At 63.8% G+C, this 14940-nt stretch carries 12 protein-coding genes; 5 read left to right on the top strand and 7 right to left on the bottom strand.

Going from position 1 to position 14940, the window contains the following annotated elements:
* The first annotated feature begins 152 nt into the window (after positions 1 to 152).
* Positions 153 to 2234 (top strand): thioredoxin domain-containing protein, encoded by a 2082-nt coding sequence (locus SALLO_RS0102490; protein WP_022834747.1) that lies wholly within the window; start codon positions 153 to 155, stop codon positions 2232 to 2234.
* A gap of 95 nt (positions 2235 to 2329) precedes the next feature.
* Here the strand turns inward: SALLO_RS0102490 and SALLO_RS0102485 are convergent, their stop codons facing one another.
* Positions 2330 to 2647, bottom strand: a complete 318-nt coding sequence (locus tag SALLO_RS0102485) for a hypothetical protein (RefSeq protein ID WP_157621153.1) — start codon at positions 2645 to 2647, stop codon at positions 2330 to 2332.
* Positions 2648 to 2828: 181 nt separating this feature from the next.
* Positions 2829 to 4124: a serine--tRNA ligase gene (gene serS, locus SALLO_RS0102480; protein WP_022834745.1), complete on the bottom strand. Its 1296-nt coding sequence runs from the start codon at positions 4122 to 4124 to the stop codon at positions 2829 to 2831.
* Between the two features lie 185 nt (positions 4125 to 4309).
* Between serS and SALLO_RS18350 the strand changes: the two genes are divergently transcribed.
* From SALLO_RS18350 to SALLO_RS0102465, 3 genes are all read left to right on the top strand, one after another.
* A complete protein-coding gene (locus tag SALLO_RS18350) occupies positions 4310 to 4486 on the top strand; it encodes a hypothetical protein (RefSeq protein WP_022834744.1) in 177 nt (58 codons plus the stop codon).
* A gap of 254 nt (positions 4487 to 4740) precedes the next feature.
* Positions 4741 to 6051 (top strand): thiolase family protein, encoded by a 1311-nt coding sequence (locus SALLO_RS0102470; protein WP_022834743.1) that lies wholly within the window; start codon positions 4741 to 4743, stop codon positions 6049 to 6051.
* A gap of 55 nt (positions 6052 to 6106) precedes the next feature.
* Entirely contained in the window at positions 6107 to 8272 is a 2166-nt protein-coding gene (locus tag SALLO_RS0102465) for a 3-hydroxyacyl-CoA dehydrogenase NAD-binding domain-containing protein (protein ID WP_022834742.1), read from the top strand.
* Positions 8273 to 8281: 9 nt separating this feature from the next.
* Here SALLO_RS0102465 and SALLO_RS0102460 read toward each other — a convergent pair whose 3' ends face one another.
* Positions 8282 to 10051 carry a SulP family inorganic anion transporter gene (locus SALLO_RS0102460; RefSeq protein ID WP_022834741.1) on the bottom strand — a complete coding sequence of 590 codons (1770 nt, stop codon included), beginning with the start codon at positions 10049 to 10051 and terminating at the stop codon, positions 8282 to 8284.
* 246 nt (positions 10052 to 10297) lie between these two features.
* On the opposite strand from SALLO_RS0102460, the gene SALLO_RS0102455 reads away from it, so the two are divergent.
* Positions 10298 to 10966, top strand: coding sequence for an RNA polymerase sigma factor (locus SALLO_RS0102455; protein WP_022834740.1), 669 nt, complete (start codon positions 10298 to 10300; stop codon positions 10964 to 10966).
* A 31-nt stretch (positions 10967 to 10997) separates the two neighbouring features.
* Here the strand turns inward: SALLO_RS0102455 and phoU are convergent, their stop codons facing one another.
* The 4 genes from phoU to SALLO_RS14655 all read right to left on the bottom strand — a co-directional run bounded on the left by phoU (position 10998) and on the right by SALLO_RS14655 (position 14754).
* Complete coding sequence (phoU, locus tag SALLO_RS0102450) at positions 10998 to 11669, bottom strand: phosphate signaling complex protein PhoU (RefSeq protein ID WP_022834739.1); 672 nt, start codon at positions 11667 to 11669, stop codon at positions 10998 to 11000.
* Positions 11670 to 11781: 112 nt separating this feature from the next.
* Positions 11782 to 12690 carry a phosphate ABC transporter permease PstA gene (gene pstA / locus SALLO_RS0102445; protein ID WP_022834738.1) on the bottom strand — a complete coding sequence of 303 codons (909 nt, stop codon included), beginning with the start codon at positions 12688 to 12690 and terminating at the stop codon, positions 11782 to 11784.
* Between the two features lie 3 nt (positions 12691 to 12693).
* Complete coding sequence (gene pstC, locus SALLO_RS0102440; protein WP_022834737.1) at positions 12694 to 13626, bottom strand: phosphate ABC transporter permease subunit PstC; 933 nt, start codon at positions 13624 to 13626, stop codon at positions 12694 to 12696.
* A gap of 51 nt (positions 13627 to 13677) precedes the next feature.
* Complete coding sequence (locus tag SALLO_RS14655; RefSeq protein WP_084696312.1) at positions 13678 to 14754, bottom strand: PstS family phosphate ABC transporter substrate-binding protein; 1077 nt, start codon at positions 14752 to 14754, stop codon at positions 13678 to 13680.
* Positions 14755 to 14940 lie beyond the last annotated feature (186 nt).

Here is a 14940-nt window from a genome sequence, read left to right as displayed (position 1 = left end):
AGCGGTCCCCGTTCCCTGTTGGGAAGAACGTCGGTGGCCTGTCCCAACGATCGGCTGCGCTTCGCTGCTTAACGGCTAGCGCCCAGGCGTGCTGAAGCCCCACCGCCCCCGCCATCGCCGGAACGTGTTCTTCCTTCCATCCCCTTCTGCCCATGCCCAACCGTCTCGCTAACGCCCAGAGTCCGTACCTGCGGCAGCACCAAGACAACCCGGTCGACTGGTATCCCTGGGGCGCGGACGCCTTCGAGGCGGCGCGCACGCACGATCGCCCCATCTTCCTCTCCATTGGCTACGCCACATGCCATTGGTGCCACGTGATGGCGCACGAATCGTTTGAGGACGACGAGGTGGCGGCCGCCCTCAACGACACGTTTGTGTGCATTAAGGTGGACCGCGAGGAGCGGCCCGACGTGGATAGCATCTACATGAACGTCTGCCAGATGCTTAACGGCCAGGGCGGATGGCCCCTCACGGTGCTGCTTACGCCGGAGCGCAAGCCGTTTTATGCAGCCACCTACCTTCCGAAGCACGGACGCGGCGGACGCACGGGCCTCATGGAGCTCACGAAGCGCGTGGGCGAGCTGTGGGCCTCGGACCGCGAGAAGCTGGTGAGCGACGCCGATGGCATTACGCAGGCGCTCCAGCAATCGGAGGAGGAGATTGGGGGACGCGCGCCCCTCGACCCGGAGGTGCTGGAAACGGCCTACGGACAACTGGCGCGCCGCTTCGATTACGATGAAGGCGGCTTTGGCTCGGCGCCCAAGTTTCCATCGCTGCATAACCTGCTGTTTCTGCTGCGTTATGGCGATCAGGCCGAGCAGCCACGGGCCGAGCAGATGGTCCGCCGCACGCTGCACGCCATGCGACGCGGCGGCCTCTTCGATCAGGTGGGCTACGGCTTTCATCGCTACGCCACCGACGCCACCTGGACGCTGCCGCACTTCGAGAAGATGCTGTACGACCAGGCGCTGCACGTGGCGACGTATGCCGAGGCCTATCAGGCCACCGGCGACGAAGCGTTTGCGAAGACCACGCGCGACGTCATCACCTACGTGCTGCGCGACCTGCAAGCCCCCGAAGGCGGCTTCTACTCCGCCGAGGATGCCGACAGCCTCACCCCCGAGGGCACGAGCGAGGAGGGCGCGTTTTATGTGTGGACGGTGGACGAGGTGCGCGATGTGCTCGATGCCGACGCCGCCGACCTGGTCATTGACGCGTACGGCCTTACGCCGGAGGGCAACTACCGCGACGAGCGCACCGGCCAACGCACCGGCGCGAACGTGCTGCACCAAACGGCGCCGCTGGACGCCCTCGCCGCCCGCTATGAGATGTCGGAAGACGCCGTGCAGGCACGTCTCGATGCGGCGCGCGCTGCGCTGCTCGATTGCCGTGCCGAGCGCCCGCGGCCCACGCTGGACGACAAGATTTTGACCGACTGGAACGGCCTCATGATTGGGGCGCTCGCGCGTGCCAGCCGCATCCTCGACGACCCGTCATATGCCGACGAGGCTACGATCGCCGCGCACTTCCTGCTCGACGCCCTCCGCGATGACGAGGGCCGGCTGCTGCATCGCTACCGCGACGGCGACGCCGCCATCCGTGCGCACCTCGACGATTACGCGTACCTCATCTGGGGCCTCATCGCCCTTCATCAAACCACGCTCGACCCGCATTGGCTGGGCGAGGCGCTGTGCCTCACCGAAGAAATGATGGATGCGTGCTGGGACGACCAGCAGGGCGGCTTCTACTACACGGCGCACGATGCCGAAGCGCTCATCGTGCGGCAGAAGAAGCTGGATGACGGCGCGCTGCCGTCCGGAAATGCCGTTGCCGCGCTCAACCTGGTGCGCCTCGCGCGCCTTACCGGCACCACCGCGTATGCCGAGCGGGCCGACACCATCCTGCGCTTTGCCGGGCGCGCCGTGCGGAGCCGTCCGGGCGCCTTTACCGGCATGCTGTTGCCGCTGCTTGCGCAGCACGCCGACGCCCGCGAGATTGTGCTGGCCGGCACCGGCATCGACCCGTTGCTCGCGGTGGTGCATGATCGCTACGCCCCGCACGACGTGGTGCTGCACCGTCCGGCGGGCGACGCGCCGCGCATTGCCGCGCTGGCCCCCTTTACCGACGCCCAACGCCCCATCGACGGGCAGCCCACCGCGTACGTGTGCCGCAACTTCGCCTGCGACGCCCCCACCACCGATGCCGAGGCGCTCCGCAAGCAACTGACCCCGTAGCAGCTGCGCCTACCCGGCCGCATGCTCGTACTGCCACGGCGCGCCATGTCGGTACGCACGCCGTGGCGGCACCATCACATCCTGGTCCCTCGGCGCTAATTGAGGCAGAGCATGCAGCGCCGCGCGCCGTTGGCGTTGGAATCGGCCACCCGCACCTGAGCCGCCATATACCGCACGGTCACCATGTGGGCCGCCGCGGGGGGCTGCACGCCACGGTGCGCCTGCTCGCGCCGCGTGGTGGGCTCCGATACCGCCCGGCGGTTCAGCGCCTTGACCGGCACGGGCACCCGGCGCTTCAAAAGCACCGGCGAGGCGTCAACGACCGACGGATCTTCTTTCAGATACAGCGCAAGCAGCAAACCCGCAGGAAGCAGCCAACATGCAACAAGAAGGGTAAGGACCATAACAGACATGACGAGCGCGTGAGCCAATGACGTAGAGGGAAAGATACATTGGCTATCATCTGCAAGTGTAATGCCACCCCACAGTATTTCACGTTCGTTGCGTGCGCCGTCGCTACATGCGATCTATTCGCCGGCTCTATCTCGACCGACGGAATTTTTGTAACCCCTCGTCACGTCATATGCTTCATTCTTACCGGGAAGCGTCCGACCCAATGGTGGTAAATCCGGTGTACGGGTGCAGCACCTCTGGCAGTTGGATGGTGCCGTCGGCTTGCTGGTTGTTTTCGAGCAGCGCCGCCACCACCCGCGGCAGGGCCAGACCGCTGCCGTTGAGCGTGTGCACCAGCGCTGGCTTATCCTCGGGCGTGGCGCGGTAGCGGATCTGCATGCGGCGCGCCTGAAAGGCTTCAAAGTTGGAAATCGACGACACCTCCAGCCAACGCTCCTGCCCGGCGCTCCACACCTCCAGGTCGTACTTCTTCGCTTGCGTAAAGCCCATGTCGCCCGTGCACATGAGCAGCCGGCGGTACGGCAACTCAAGCAGCGTAAGCAGCCGCTCGGCATCGCTGCGCAGCGCCTCCAACGCGCGGTAGCTCTCATCGGGATGCACCACCTGCACGAGTTCTACCTTATCAAACTGATGCAGGCGGTTCAGCCCGCGCACATCCGACCCGTGACTGCCGGCTTCGCGCCGAAAGCACGGCGTGTACGCGCAAAACTTCTGAGGGAGCGTCTCCTCCTGCAGAATTTCGTCCCGCAGAAAGTTGGTGACGGGCACTTCGGCTGTGGGAATGGGGAAGAGGTCATCGCGCGGAATCTCGTACATCAGATCCTCCTTATCCGGCAGCTGCCCGGTGCCGTGGGCGCTATCGGCGTTGATGAACAGCGGCGGCTGCATTTCAATGTAGCCGTTGGACGAAGCTTGATCCAGGAAAAACTGCACCAGGGCCCGTTGCAAACGCGCCCCTTTGTCCAGGTAAAACGGAAAGCCTGCCCCTGTTACCTTAGCCCCGCGCTCAAAATCAACCAGATCGTGCTGGGCCGTGAGCTTCCAGTGCGGACGCGGCGTGAATCCGTCGAATGTGGGCTTCTCGCCCACCTCCTCTTCAACCTCATTATCCTCGGGCGAGGTGCCCACCGGCACGCTCCGATGCGGAATGTTGGGCACCTTGAGCAGCAAACGTTGCGTGTGCGTCCTCTTCTCACGCGCCGTCTCTTCTAGCGCCTTGATGCGTTGCTTCAACTGCTGGGTTTCCTCGATGACGGCTTCCGCTTCCTCGTCTTTGCCCTCCCGCTTCAGCGCGCCAATACGACTGGAGATTTCGTTGGAGCGCGCCTGCGCGTCCTGAAGTTCGGTGATGGCCGCCCGCCGCTCCTCGTCAAGCTCCAGCAAGCGGTCAACAAGTTCGGGCTGATCGAGGCCTTTGGCGCGCATCGCTTCCTTCACGCGGCGCGGTGCTTCACGAATGGCATTGAGGTCGAGCATGGAACACAGAAGACGCGTTTGAAGGGGATGGACGCCTATATCATAAGGAGGAGGCTCCGCATTGTGGAGGCAATGTGTTAAATCAACGGCTAATTCGTCTGCCCCATGTTACGATGCGCCCGGCCGCGGCGTCTTGATGAGTGAAGTGACTCACCCGATCTTGGGACTTGAACCGACGGTTTCGCATGGATAGCTCTCGCACCGATCCGTTCGACGCTTCGCGCACCCTTCGCCGCCAGCAGCTCCAGCACGGGTGGCAGCATGCCCGGCAGGCATATTTGGCCGCGGGCGCGCCCCTGGGCGCTTCGATGCGCGCCTTTGAGGTGTGGCTAACGTTTGGCGCTCCCACCACGCGCAACTAGGCGCGGCCGGTCCATCTTTCGCGGGCGGCATCTGCATGCCCCCCTACCACGCCCTTCTTCAGATCCGAGGCGCGCGCCTGCGCGTCACCCTAAGACGTTCAGCACAGGCGCTGCGCAACGAACCCGGCGATACGGACGTACATGAAGCCTGTTGTATCGCTTGCGTTAGTTAACGCTGTTAACTATACTCCGGCTAGCTGCGGTTCTACCCGCGGCCCGCGCCTGCCCACTCGTTTTTGGAACCGCTTCCTGCCATGGCTGCTCATACGCCCCACTCTCCCGATCGCACCCCTGTGCTTGTTGACGGCTGCCGCCTTCCGTTTCAGCGCGCGGGCACCGGCTATGCCGACCTCATGGCCTACGACATGGGCCGCATGGCGCTGAAGGGCCTGCTCGCACGCACGGGCCTCGATCCGGCAACGCTCGACCGCGTCATCATGGGCTGCGTGATTCAGGACGTGCAGACGAGCAACGTGGCCCGCGAGTCGGCGCTCGGCGCTAGCATTCCCAATCACGTGCCCGCGTTCACCGTCACCATGGCGTGCATCTCCAGCAACCAGGCGGTAACCAGCGGCATGGACCTGATTCGTGGGGGCATCGCCGATGCGGTGATTGCAGGCGGCACCGAAACGATGTCCGACCCGCCGGTGCGCTTTCGCAAGAGCGTGCGCAAGCGGCTCTTCAAAGCCCAGAAAGCCAAAGGGCCCGGCGACTACCTGGAGCTGCTGAAGGGCCTGGGCCCCAGCGACCTGCTGCCTGAAGCGCCGTCCATTGCCGAGTTCTCCACCGGCGAGGTGATGGGCGAAAGTGCAGACAAGCTCGCAGCCATGTTTGGCGTCTCACGCGAGGCGCAAGACGAATACACGCTACGCACGCACCAAAAGGCGGCCGCGGCGCAGTCTGACGGGCGCATGGACAAGGAGCTGGTTCCGGCTACGGTGCCGCCGTCGTTCGACCCGATTACAACCGACAATGTGGTGCGCCCCGATACGTCGCTCGAAAAGCTGTCGGGCCTGTCGCCGGTGTTCGTGAAGCCGTACGGCACCGTGACGGCGGGCAACAGCTCGGCGCTCACCGATGGGGCCTCGGCCACCTTGCTCATGAGTCAGGCCCGCGCCGAGGCGGACGGCTACACGCCCAAGGCGGCGTTGCGGCAGTACACCTACGTGGCGCAAGACCCCGGGCGCGAGCTCTTGCTGGGCCCCGCCTACGCCATCCCGCAGGTGCTGCACGCGGCGGGCCTTTCGCTCAACGACATTGACGTCATCGAACTGCACGAGGCGTTTTCGGGGCAAGTGCTCGCCGTGCTGGAGGCGTTGCGCTCCAAGACGTTTGCTGCCACCCACCTCAACCGGGGCGAACCGGTGGGCAATGTGGACATGGATCGCCTGAATGCCCGGGGCGGATCGGTGTCGCTGGGGCATCCCTTTGGCGCCACCGGCGCGCGCCTCGTCACCACGGCGGCCAACCGCCTGCACGAAGAAGACGGCCGGTTTGCCCTTGTGGCGGCCTGTGCGGCGGGCGGGCAGGGCCATGCGCTGTTGCTGGAACGCCTGGAGGGATGACGCCCGCCCCGGCCCCTTCCGCTGACACTCTTTTCTCCTGAACCGCTGCTGCCTTATGCCTGCTTCTGCATCCACTGCTTCGCTCCTTCGCTTCGATACGACCGACGACGGCATTGCGACGGTCTGGCTGGACGACCCCGACGCCTCGGTCAACAAAATCTCGGAGGCGGTCCTCGACGCCCTCACCGAGGCCATTGCGCGCATTGAAGACACGCCCGAGATTCGGGCGGCGGTGTTCATCAGCGGCAAAGACGACTCGTTTGTTGCGGGCGCCGATTTGGACATGCTCAAGCGCCTCGACACCCCCGCCGACGTCCGCGCCATCAGCGAGACGGCTCACCAGCTCCTGCACCGGGTGCGCACGCTCGGCAAGCCCACGGTGGCCGCGATCAACGGGGCGGCCATGGGCGGCGGCCTGGAGCTTACGCTGGGCTGCACCTACCGCATCGCCACCACGCACGACAAGACCAAGCTGGCGCTTCCGGAGGTGCAGCTGGGCCTGCTGCCCGGCGGCGGGGGCACGCAGTACTTGCCGCGCCTCGTGGGCCTGCAGCAAGCCCTGGGCATGATGCTCACCGGCAAAAACATCTACCCCAAGAAGGCCAAACGCATCGGCCTCGTCGACGCCCTCACCCACCCGCCGGGGCTGCACCACGCCGCGCTGATGGCCGCCCGCGAGCTGGCCGACGGCACGCGCAGCGCCGACCGCTCCGACCACGGCTCCCTCACCGATACGCTGCTCGAAAGCAACACGCTCAGCCGTCGCTTCGTCTACCAGCAAGCGGGCAAGCGCACCGCCAAGCAAACGCGCGGCAACTATCCGGCCCCGCCGAAGATCCTGGATGCCGTAAAAACCGGGCTCGAAAAGGGGCTGGACGCCGGCCTACAGCGCGAGGCGCAGCACTTTGGCGACTTAGTGTTTACGCCGGAGTCGCGCGCGCTCGTCAGCCTCTTCTTTGCCAAGCAAACCGGCGACAAGCATCCCAACCCCGAGGCCGCCCGGCCGGTGCGCACCGTGGGCATCATTGGCGCCGGTCTCATGGGCGCGGGCATCGCCAACGCCAGCGCCAAGCACGGCACCGAGGTGCGCCTGAAGGATCAATCGCTCGAACTAGCCGCCAAGGGCAAGAAGCACATCTGGCAGACCGCGCGCAAACAGGCCCGTAAGGGCATCATCAGCACGTTTGAGCGCGACCAAATCGTGGAGCGCGTGGTGCCTACCGGCGACTACGCCCCGTTTGCCTCGGCCGACGTGGTGATTGAGGCGGTGCCCGAGGATCTTGAGCTGAAGCAGCAGGTGCTCAGCGACCTGGAGGCTGTGGTACGCCCCGACTGCGTGCTGGCCTCCAACACGTCCTCGATTCCCATCGCCGACATCGCGGCGGCCGCGCAGCATCCGGAGCGCGTGCTGGGGATGCACTACTTCTCGCCGGTCGAGCAAATGCCGCTCCTGGAGATCATTGCCACCGAGGATACGTCCGACGAAGCCATTGCCACCGCGCGCACCGCGGGCCGCCAGCAGGGCAAAACAGTGATTGTGGTGCAGGATGGCCCCGGCTTTTACACCACCCGCATCCTGGCCATCTACATGAACGAAGCGCTCCTTCTGCTGGAAGAGGGGGCCGACGCGGAAGCCATCGACCGGGCCATGAAAGACTGGGGCTTCCCGATGGGGCCCTACGAGCTGTTCGACCTGGTGGGCATCGACGTCGCAGCCAAAATTACGAAGGTGATGGAGGCGCACCTCGACACCGAGCAGTACACCATCAGCCATAGCGCCGAAGACCTGGTTGACGTCAACCTGCTGGGCGAGAAGACCAAACGCGGCTTCTACAATCACGAGACGCAAGACGACGGCGACCTGAAGCGCACCGACTTCAATCCCGGCGTGTACCAGTTCTTTGGCGGATCAAGCCGCGCGGACATCGACGCGGCCGCCGTGCAAGAGCGCCTGGGGCTTATGATGGTCAACGAGGCCATCCGATGCCTTGACGAGGGCATCTTGCGCAGCCCCACCGACGGCGATCTGGGGGCCGTCTTTGGCTTGGGCTTTCCGCCGTTTCGGGGCGGACCGTTCCGCTACATTGATCAGGAGGGCCCCAACGCCATCCGCGCACGGCTGCGACGCCTGGCGCAGCAGCACGGCCCCCGGTTTGCGCCGCCCGCCGGACTGGAAGAGCGCGCCGCTGAGGGCCGCCGCTTCCACGACGACGCCCGTTGACGGAGCGGGCTACGAGGCCGCCGGCGTGGACTCTTTTTTCTCGGGCTCTGTTTGGCCCATGTAGCGCGATTCGCGGGAGGTGCTTGTGATATCATCGTCGCGGTCCCACTTCTGCAGCACGTGCGTCACCGCGTCGTGGGGGTCCAGGTGGAAGTGGTCCTCGCCCAGGTCTTGGTAGAGGTCGGAGCGCCGCACCACCTCGCGGACCGGTCCGATGAGGCTGGTAAAGTGCAGGTCGATGCCACGCTCGCGCAGTGTCTTGAGCATCGATTCAAGCGCCTCGATGGCCGTGGTGTCGAGGTCGTTAATGCTGGTACCATCGATGACCACCACCTTGATGGAGCGGCCCTCGCGCTCGCTCTTATCCAGAATAAAGTCTTTAAAGTACTCCGCGTTGGCAAACGAAAACGCAGCGTCAACGCGCAGCACCAAGATATCGTCGATGGGCTCGGCCTGCTCGAAGCGCTCTAAATCTCGGAAGAGCCGCGTGCCGGGCACGTGGCCGAGCTCCGCCACATTGGGGCGACTGATGCGATGCAGCACCAGCAGCACCGACGCCACAATGCCGATGATGATACCCGCCTGAATGCCGATAAACAGCACCGAGCCGGCGGTGAGCAACGCGATGGTGCCGTCGCGGCGACGCGTCTCAAAGAGCTCCTGAATCTCTTCCAGGTCGATCAGTCCAAACCCCGCGACCATAATAATGGCCGCCAGGGCGGGCGCGGGCAGCGGGCGGAAGAGGGGCGTGAGGAACAGCAGCGTGAGGATGATAACGACCGACGCCATCACGTTGGCCATGGGCGTGCGCGCACCGGCCTGATCGTTAACCGCCGAGCGCGAGAAGCTGCCCGACGCCGGAATCCCCTGAAACAAGCTGCCAATCGCATTGGCCGCCCCGATGCCCACCAGCTCCTGATTGGCATTGATGGTGTAGTTGTGGCGCGTAGCAAAGACGCGCCCCAGCGATGCGTTCTTCATAAACTGCACCAGGGCAAGCGTGAGCGCAGCTGGCCACAGCAGCTCGATGTTGGCAAGGGAAAGATCCGGCAGCCGCGGCTCCGGCAGCCCGGTGGGGATCGATCCCACAATGTCGACCCCCGCCGCCTGCACATTGCCGAGCCAGCTCACCAGCGTGGCCCCCACTACCACAACCAGCGCGCCGGGGACCCACGGCGCCAATCGCCGCAGCAGCACAAGCACAGCCACGCACCCGCCGCCAATGGCTAGCGACAGCAGGTGGGTACTTTCAACGTTCTGGATGGCGGCCGTCACCAGCACATGCACGTATTGCGACTGGGGCAACGAGATGCCCATGAGCGTGCCCAGCTGGCTGCCGGCGATGATGATGGCCGCCGCCGTGGTGAGTCCTGTGATGACGGGCCGCGAGAGGAGGTTGGCCGCAAAGCCAAACTGCGCCAGCCCCATCCCCACCTGAAACACCCCGGCGAGCGCCGTCAGGGCAATGGTAAGCGCAACATACTCAGCTGAACCCGTCGCCGCCAGCCCGCTCAAGCCCGCCGCCACAATGAGCATATCGAGCGCCACAGGTCCGATGGCCAAGTGGCGCGACGAGCCCAGCACGGCGTAGATGAGCGGCGGTGCAAGCGCTGCATACAATCCGTAGATGGGCGGGAGTCCGGCAATGACAGCGTACGCCATCGCCTGCGGAATGAGCATCACGCCCACCGTAACGCCGGCCACGGCATCGGCCCGCAGCGTCTCGCTCGAATACGACGTCGCCCAACGAGCGGCCGGTACCATGCGCAACCAGTTCATCAAGCGTCTTATGTTTTCACATCGTAGAAGAATGGCACACGGAGCGCCGCGCGTCGGCACGCCGCACCGCCTCTGAAGGCAGTGCGCACGCGCTACCCGCGCCGGTGTTTTGTCAAGACACGATACGGGCGGCAAGATCCGCTGTCCAGTGGGGCCCTTCCAAAATGGTTACGCCAGCAGATAAACAGCTGTCAAGGCGCTGCCGTAGCGGCATACGCGTTTTTTGGTACCAATTAGCCTGTTCCAATGTCCGATCTGCCAGCCAACGCTCGCGAGCTATTCACCGACGACGAGGCCTCGTTTCGGGAGCGCGTGGGGGCGCTTCTCCCCGTCTTGCGCTCAGCCGCTGCCTACGACATTGACTACTACGTGGCCCGCGACATCATGCACCCGGATAACCTCCATCCCGACGACGTGGTGGCCGAGACGCTCATCTATGCGTGGTCGCACCGCGCGCAGTGCCCGGCCGACATGAGCGCCCGCGGCTGGCTCCTGGGCGTGCAGGTGCGCGTCATCCGCGACATGGTCGACCGGATCGTCTCCTACCGCCAATCGAAAGCCCTTTCGCTCGACGAGCCGCTGCCGGCAACAACCGGCGCCCGCGACGGACAGGCGCAGCAAGACCTCGTACAGCCCGACGAAGCGCCCACCTGGGCCGAGGTTACCCCGGCTGCCGCTCCCGAAGACATCGAGGCGCCGCTGTTTGCGAACGAAGACACGTTTACGCTGGAGGCCGACACGCGCCACGTGGCCATGCTCCACGACGAGTTTGATGTGCCGCTCGCCGAAGTGGCCACGATCATGGAGCGCGCCGCGAAAGACACCGCCGCGCTGCTTCAGGAAGCCCGCACCCACCTGCGCGCGCATGACGACGCCTCGCCTACGTCGTCGGTGAGCGAACCACCAAGCGCGTAGCCGGCGCAGTTCCCGACGGGCAAGGCCATGCCTAATCCTGCGCTTGCACGCTCCGGTGACGAATGTCGGTGCCTTCGGCCAGGAAGACGACCGCCTTCGCGATGTTGTTGGCGTGGTCGGAGAACCGCTCCACCGCTTTATTCACGCCAATCAGGTGCGCGACCGCCTCGGCATGCTCCGGGTGGGACTTCAGGTAGGTCACCAGCGCCTCAAAATTTTGATCGTGCAGGCGGTCCACCTGATTATCCAGCGACAGCACCTGGCGCGCCACGAGCCGGTCGCGCTGCCGCAGGGCATCTTGCGCGCGGTGGAGCATGGTGCGGGCATTGTCGCCCATCGTTTCCAGATTCATCACCGCTAAGGCACCGCTGGCATCTTGAATGGACCGCACGTGGCGCGCCACATTCCGGCAGTGGTCGCCCATACGCTCCAGATCGGTGTTTACCTTCTCGGCCACCAGCAGCATCCGCAAGTCAACCGCAACAGGCTGATAGAGCGCCAGAATGCGCTCGCACTGCTTATCCACTTCCAGCTCCAAGGCATCAATCGACTGGTCTCGCGTCACCACTTCATCGGCCAACTGCTCGTCGCCCCCAAGTAGCGCGTTGAGCGCATCGGCCAGCTGCTCGTCGACCTTGGCCGACATGTCGAGCAGGAGCGAGCGCAGCGTTGCAATTTCTTTCAGTAAATTGTGACTGGACATACAAACCAGAAGGCGGATGAATGAACGTGCGGGAAGCCCTGTACAGCGTGCACCGTTAGATGTGCCACGCCTCTATATTAGTGCCCGTCACAAAGCATACCTGCACGTGCGCCTACTTGCCCTTCAGGCTTTTTTCGAAGTAGTTGCGCAATAGAATAGCACTCAGATTGGTGAGCATCAGGAAGACCATCAGCACAATGATGCCCGCAGCCGCCAGGTACTGAAATTCGTCCTGCGGGCGCTTCGTCCAGTTAAAGATTTGGATGGGAAGCACGGTGAAGCGGTCGAGCACCGATTGCGGCAAAAAGGGAATATACGTCGCGGCGCCCACCACAATAAGCGGTGCGGTTTCGCCCACAGCCCGGCTTACGGCCAAAATGACCCCCGTAAAGATGCCCGGCGCAGCGACCGGCAGCACATGATGCCAGATCACCTGCCAGCGCGTCGCGCCCAGCGCATACGCACTTTCCCGCAGCCCCTGCGGCACCGCCCGAATCGCTTCCTGCGTGCTGATCACAATGATGGGCAAAATCAGCAGGCTCATGGTAAGGGCCCCGGCCATGATGCTAGAGCCCAGCGCCACGAGGCGCACAAAGAGCGCGAGCCCCAAAATGCCATAGATGACGGACGGAATGCCGGCCAGGTTGGAAATATTCACCTGCACGATGCGCAAAAACCAACCGGACGTCGCATACTCTTCCAGGTAGACCGCCGCCGCCACGCCCATGGGCACAGCGATGAGCGCCGTAAGCCCCATGACCCACAACGAGCCTACGATGGCCGAGTAAATCCCCGCCTCCTCAGGGAAGCGCGAGGGAAAGTTGGTGAGGAACTCCGCATTGAGCCACGGCGTGCCCTTCACCACCACGTCTACCAGGAGCGTCACGAGCACAAGGATCCCGAACAGCGTGGCAATGCCGAAGAGCCCAGCCAGCACCATGCCTACCCGCCTGCGCTGCGGGAGGTTGATGGCAAACGACGCCTCGTCGCGCGAAGTAGTCGATGTTGACGAGTCAGCCATGGGTTAGTAGCGTTCCTGAAATTTGCGAATGATGGCGTTGGCAAACAGGTTCATGCCGAGCGTAATGATGAACAGCATGAGCCCCACTGCAAAGAGACTCTTGTACTCGGTGGTGCCCTGGGGCGTATCGCCGAGGCTGACCTGCACAATGAAGGCCGTCATGGTTTGCACCGATCCGGTGGGGTCCAGCGTCAGGACCGGGCGCGCGCCGGCCGCGAGCGTCACAATCATCGTCTCGCCAATCGCGCGGCTAATGGCCAAAATAAAGCTCGCTATGATCCCACTTAGGGCCCCGGGCACCCGGATCCGCGTGATCACCTCAAACTTGGTGGCTCCCAGGGCATAGCCACCCGCACCGAGCGCCTTGGGCACCGCCTGCAAGGCGTCTTCGCTAAGGGAAGCCACCATGGGGATAATCATGATGCCAACCACCAGCCCCGCGCTGAGCGCGTTATACACCTGCAGGCCCGGAATGAACGTTTGCAGCAGCGGCGTCACAAAGGTGAGGGCAAAATACCCATACACCACCGTAGGAACGCCCGCTAGCAGCTCCAATCCGGGCTTGAGCCATGTGCGCAGCCGCGGCGGCGCATAATCGGCGATGAAGATGGCACTGGCCAGACCAATCGGGAGCGCCACAATGGCCGCAATGGCCGTAATGAGAAAGGTGCCCGAGAGGAGCGGCCAGATGCCGTAATGCTTTTCCGCAAACTGCGGCGTCCACTGCGTTTCGGTAAAGAAACGAATCAGCGAAACGTCTTGAAAGAACCCAATCGACTGCCAGATGAGCACGCCGGCAATGGCCAGCGTCGTTGCAATGGTAAGCAACGCGCTAAGGGCGAGCACACGCTCAATGAGCCGCTCACGCGGCGCATCGTACACGTTCTCTGAAAAGTCGATCGACAGGCGATCTTCCGACGGGGGAGAATCGGACATGGCCCAGCGGCGGTTGGTCGGGAGGGCAGGGGATCGAATCCGGCGGAGCCGCTACTGCGCAGCGGTCGTATCCGGTTGGGTAGCGGTCGTATCCGGTTGGGTAGCGGTCGTATCCGTGGCCGTCGGCTGCGTGGCCTGACGGAGCAATGCTTCCATCTGCACGCCAACGGCCGAGCCATCAGCGAACATAGTGCCTGTTACGCGCTGCTTGAAGCGCTGCTGCGCCATCTGGTACGCGTCCCTGCTCAGCGGCACGTAGCCCACTTGTTTCGCGAGCGTGTCGGCATGCGTCAGGTAGTAGTTCACGAAGTTCTGCACCGCCTCGCTTTGCGCGGCCTCCCCGCGCACGTAAATGAACTCGGGGCGCGCCAGCGGCTGATAGGTTCCGTTGTTCACCGTTTGGAACGACGGCTTGATGCAGCCCTGGCCGTTGTTGGGGTTGTTGTCGTCAACGCCCAGCAGCTTCAGCTTGTCCTTGTTCTCCTCGTAGTACGCCAGCCCCATAAAGCCTAGCGCGTTCGGATCGCCGTTTACGCCTTGCACAAGCACGTTGTCGTCTTCGCTAGCGGTGAAGTCGGTGCGGCTTGCGCCTTCCTCGCCCACAATGGCCGCCGTGAAGTAGTCGTAAGTGCCCGAGTCGGTGCCTGCGCCGTACAGGTTGATGGGGCGATCCGGAAAGCTTGGCCGGATGTCGCTCCACTGCTCCACCGTGCTGTTCGGCTTCCAGATCTTGCGGAGCTCCGCAACGGTTAGGCACTCCACCCAATCGTTCTTCGGATGCACCACGAGCGACAATCCATCGTACGCCACCGGCAGCTCGATGTACGAGATGTTGTTCTGCTGCGCGAGCGAATCTTCCACCTGCGTGATGGGCCGCGAGGCGTTGTTGATGTCGGTACTGCCGCGCACAAACTTCGAGAAGCCGCCGCCTGTGCCGCTCACGCCCACAAGCACGCGGGCCTTCGGGTTGTCAGTCATGTACGACTCCGCAACAGCCTCAGATAGCGGGTAGACCGTGCTCGATCCATCGACACGAACGGTGCGCTGCGATGAATCGCTACCGCAGCCCACCAGAAGCAAAAGAGCCGCCGCAACAAATGCCCAGCGCGTAAAGACCGAAAGATGCATGCGTTTGAGAAACAGTTGGATAAAAACCGAGGGTGTGTACATTCACTATGCTCCAAGCATACGTGCCAGACCGTTCAGATGTGCGAACACGGCTTTAAGAGTGAATGCGCACTGTATTATAAAATTGTAACATGCGGGGCCCGCGCCTTGTGTGCTGTCGTTGCTGCTTGGCGGCACCAACGCTCT

Origin of the sequence: Salisaeta longa DSM 21114 (genome assembly GCF_000419585.1) — a bacterium.
In the GTDB taxonomy this organism is placed as follows: Bacteria; Bacteroidota; Rhodothermia; order Rhodothermales; family Salinibacteraceae; genus Salisaeta; species Salisaeta longa.
The sequence above is the reverse complement of the archived record's forward strand: the minus strand, read 5'-3'. Positions and strand labels throughout refer to the sequence as shown.

What these genes read in the sequence shown, in the direction of transcription:
- phoU (WP_022834739.1), bottom strand. Translation starts at nt 11,669, where the DNA reads ATGTCCAGTCACAATTTACTGAAAGAAATTGCAACGCTGCGCTCGCTC.
- SALLO_RS0102455 (WP_022834740.1), top strand. Translation starts at nt 10,298, where the DNA reads ATGTCCGATCTGCCAGCCAACGCTCGCGAGCTATTCACCGACGACGAG.
- pstC (WP_022834737.1), bottom strand. Translation starts at nt 13,626, where the DNA reads ATGTCCGATTCTCCCCCGTCGGAAGATCGCCTGTCGATCGACTTTTCA.
- serS (WP_022834745.1), bottom strand. Translation starts at nt 4,124, where the DNA reads ATGCTCGACCTCAATGCCATTCGTGAAGCACCGCGCCGCGTGAAGGAA.
- SALLO_RS18350 (WP_022834744.1), top strand. Translation starts at nt 4,310, where the DNA reads ATGGATAGCTCTCGCACCGATCCGTTCGACGCTTCGCGCACCCTTCGC.
- SALLO_RS14655 (WP_084696312.1), bottom strand. Translation starts at nt 14,754, where the DNA reads ATGCATCTTTCGGTCTTTACGCGCTGGGCATTTGTTGCGGCGGCTCTT.
- SALLO_RS0102490 (WP_022834747.1), top strand. Translation starts at nt 153, where the DNA reads ATGCCCAACCGTCTCGCTAACGCCCAGAGTCCGTACCTGCGGCAGCAC.
- SALLO_RS0102485 (WP_157621153.1), bottom strand. Translation starts at nt 2,647, where the DNA reads ATGTCTGTTATGGTCCTTACCCTTCTTGTTGCATGTTGGCTGCTTCCT.
- SALLO_RS0102465 (WP_022834742.1), top strand. Translation starts at nt 6,107, where the DNA reads ATGCCTGCTTCTGCATCCACTGCTTCGCTCCTTCGCTTCGATACGACC.
- SALLO_RS0102460 (WP_022834741.1), bottom strand. Translation starts at nt 10,051, where the DNA reads ATGAACTGGTTGCGCATGGTACCGGCCGCTCGTTGGGCGACGTCGTAT.
- pstA (WP_022834738.1), bottom strand. Translation starts at nt 12,690, where the DNA reads ATGGCTGACTCGTCAACATCGACTACTTCGCGCGACGAGGCGTCGTTT.
- SALLO_RS0102470 (WP_022834743.1), top strand. Translation starts at nt 4,741, where the DNA reads ATGGCTGCTCATACGCCCCACTCTCCCGATCGCACCCCTGTGCTTGTT.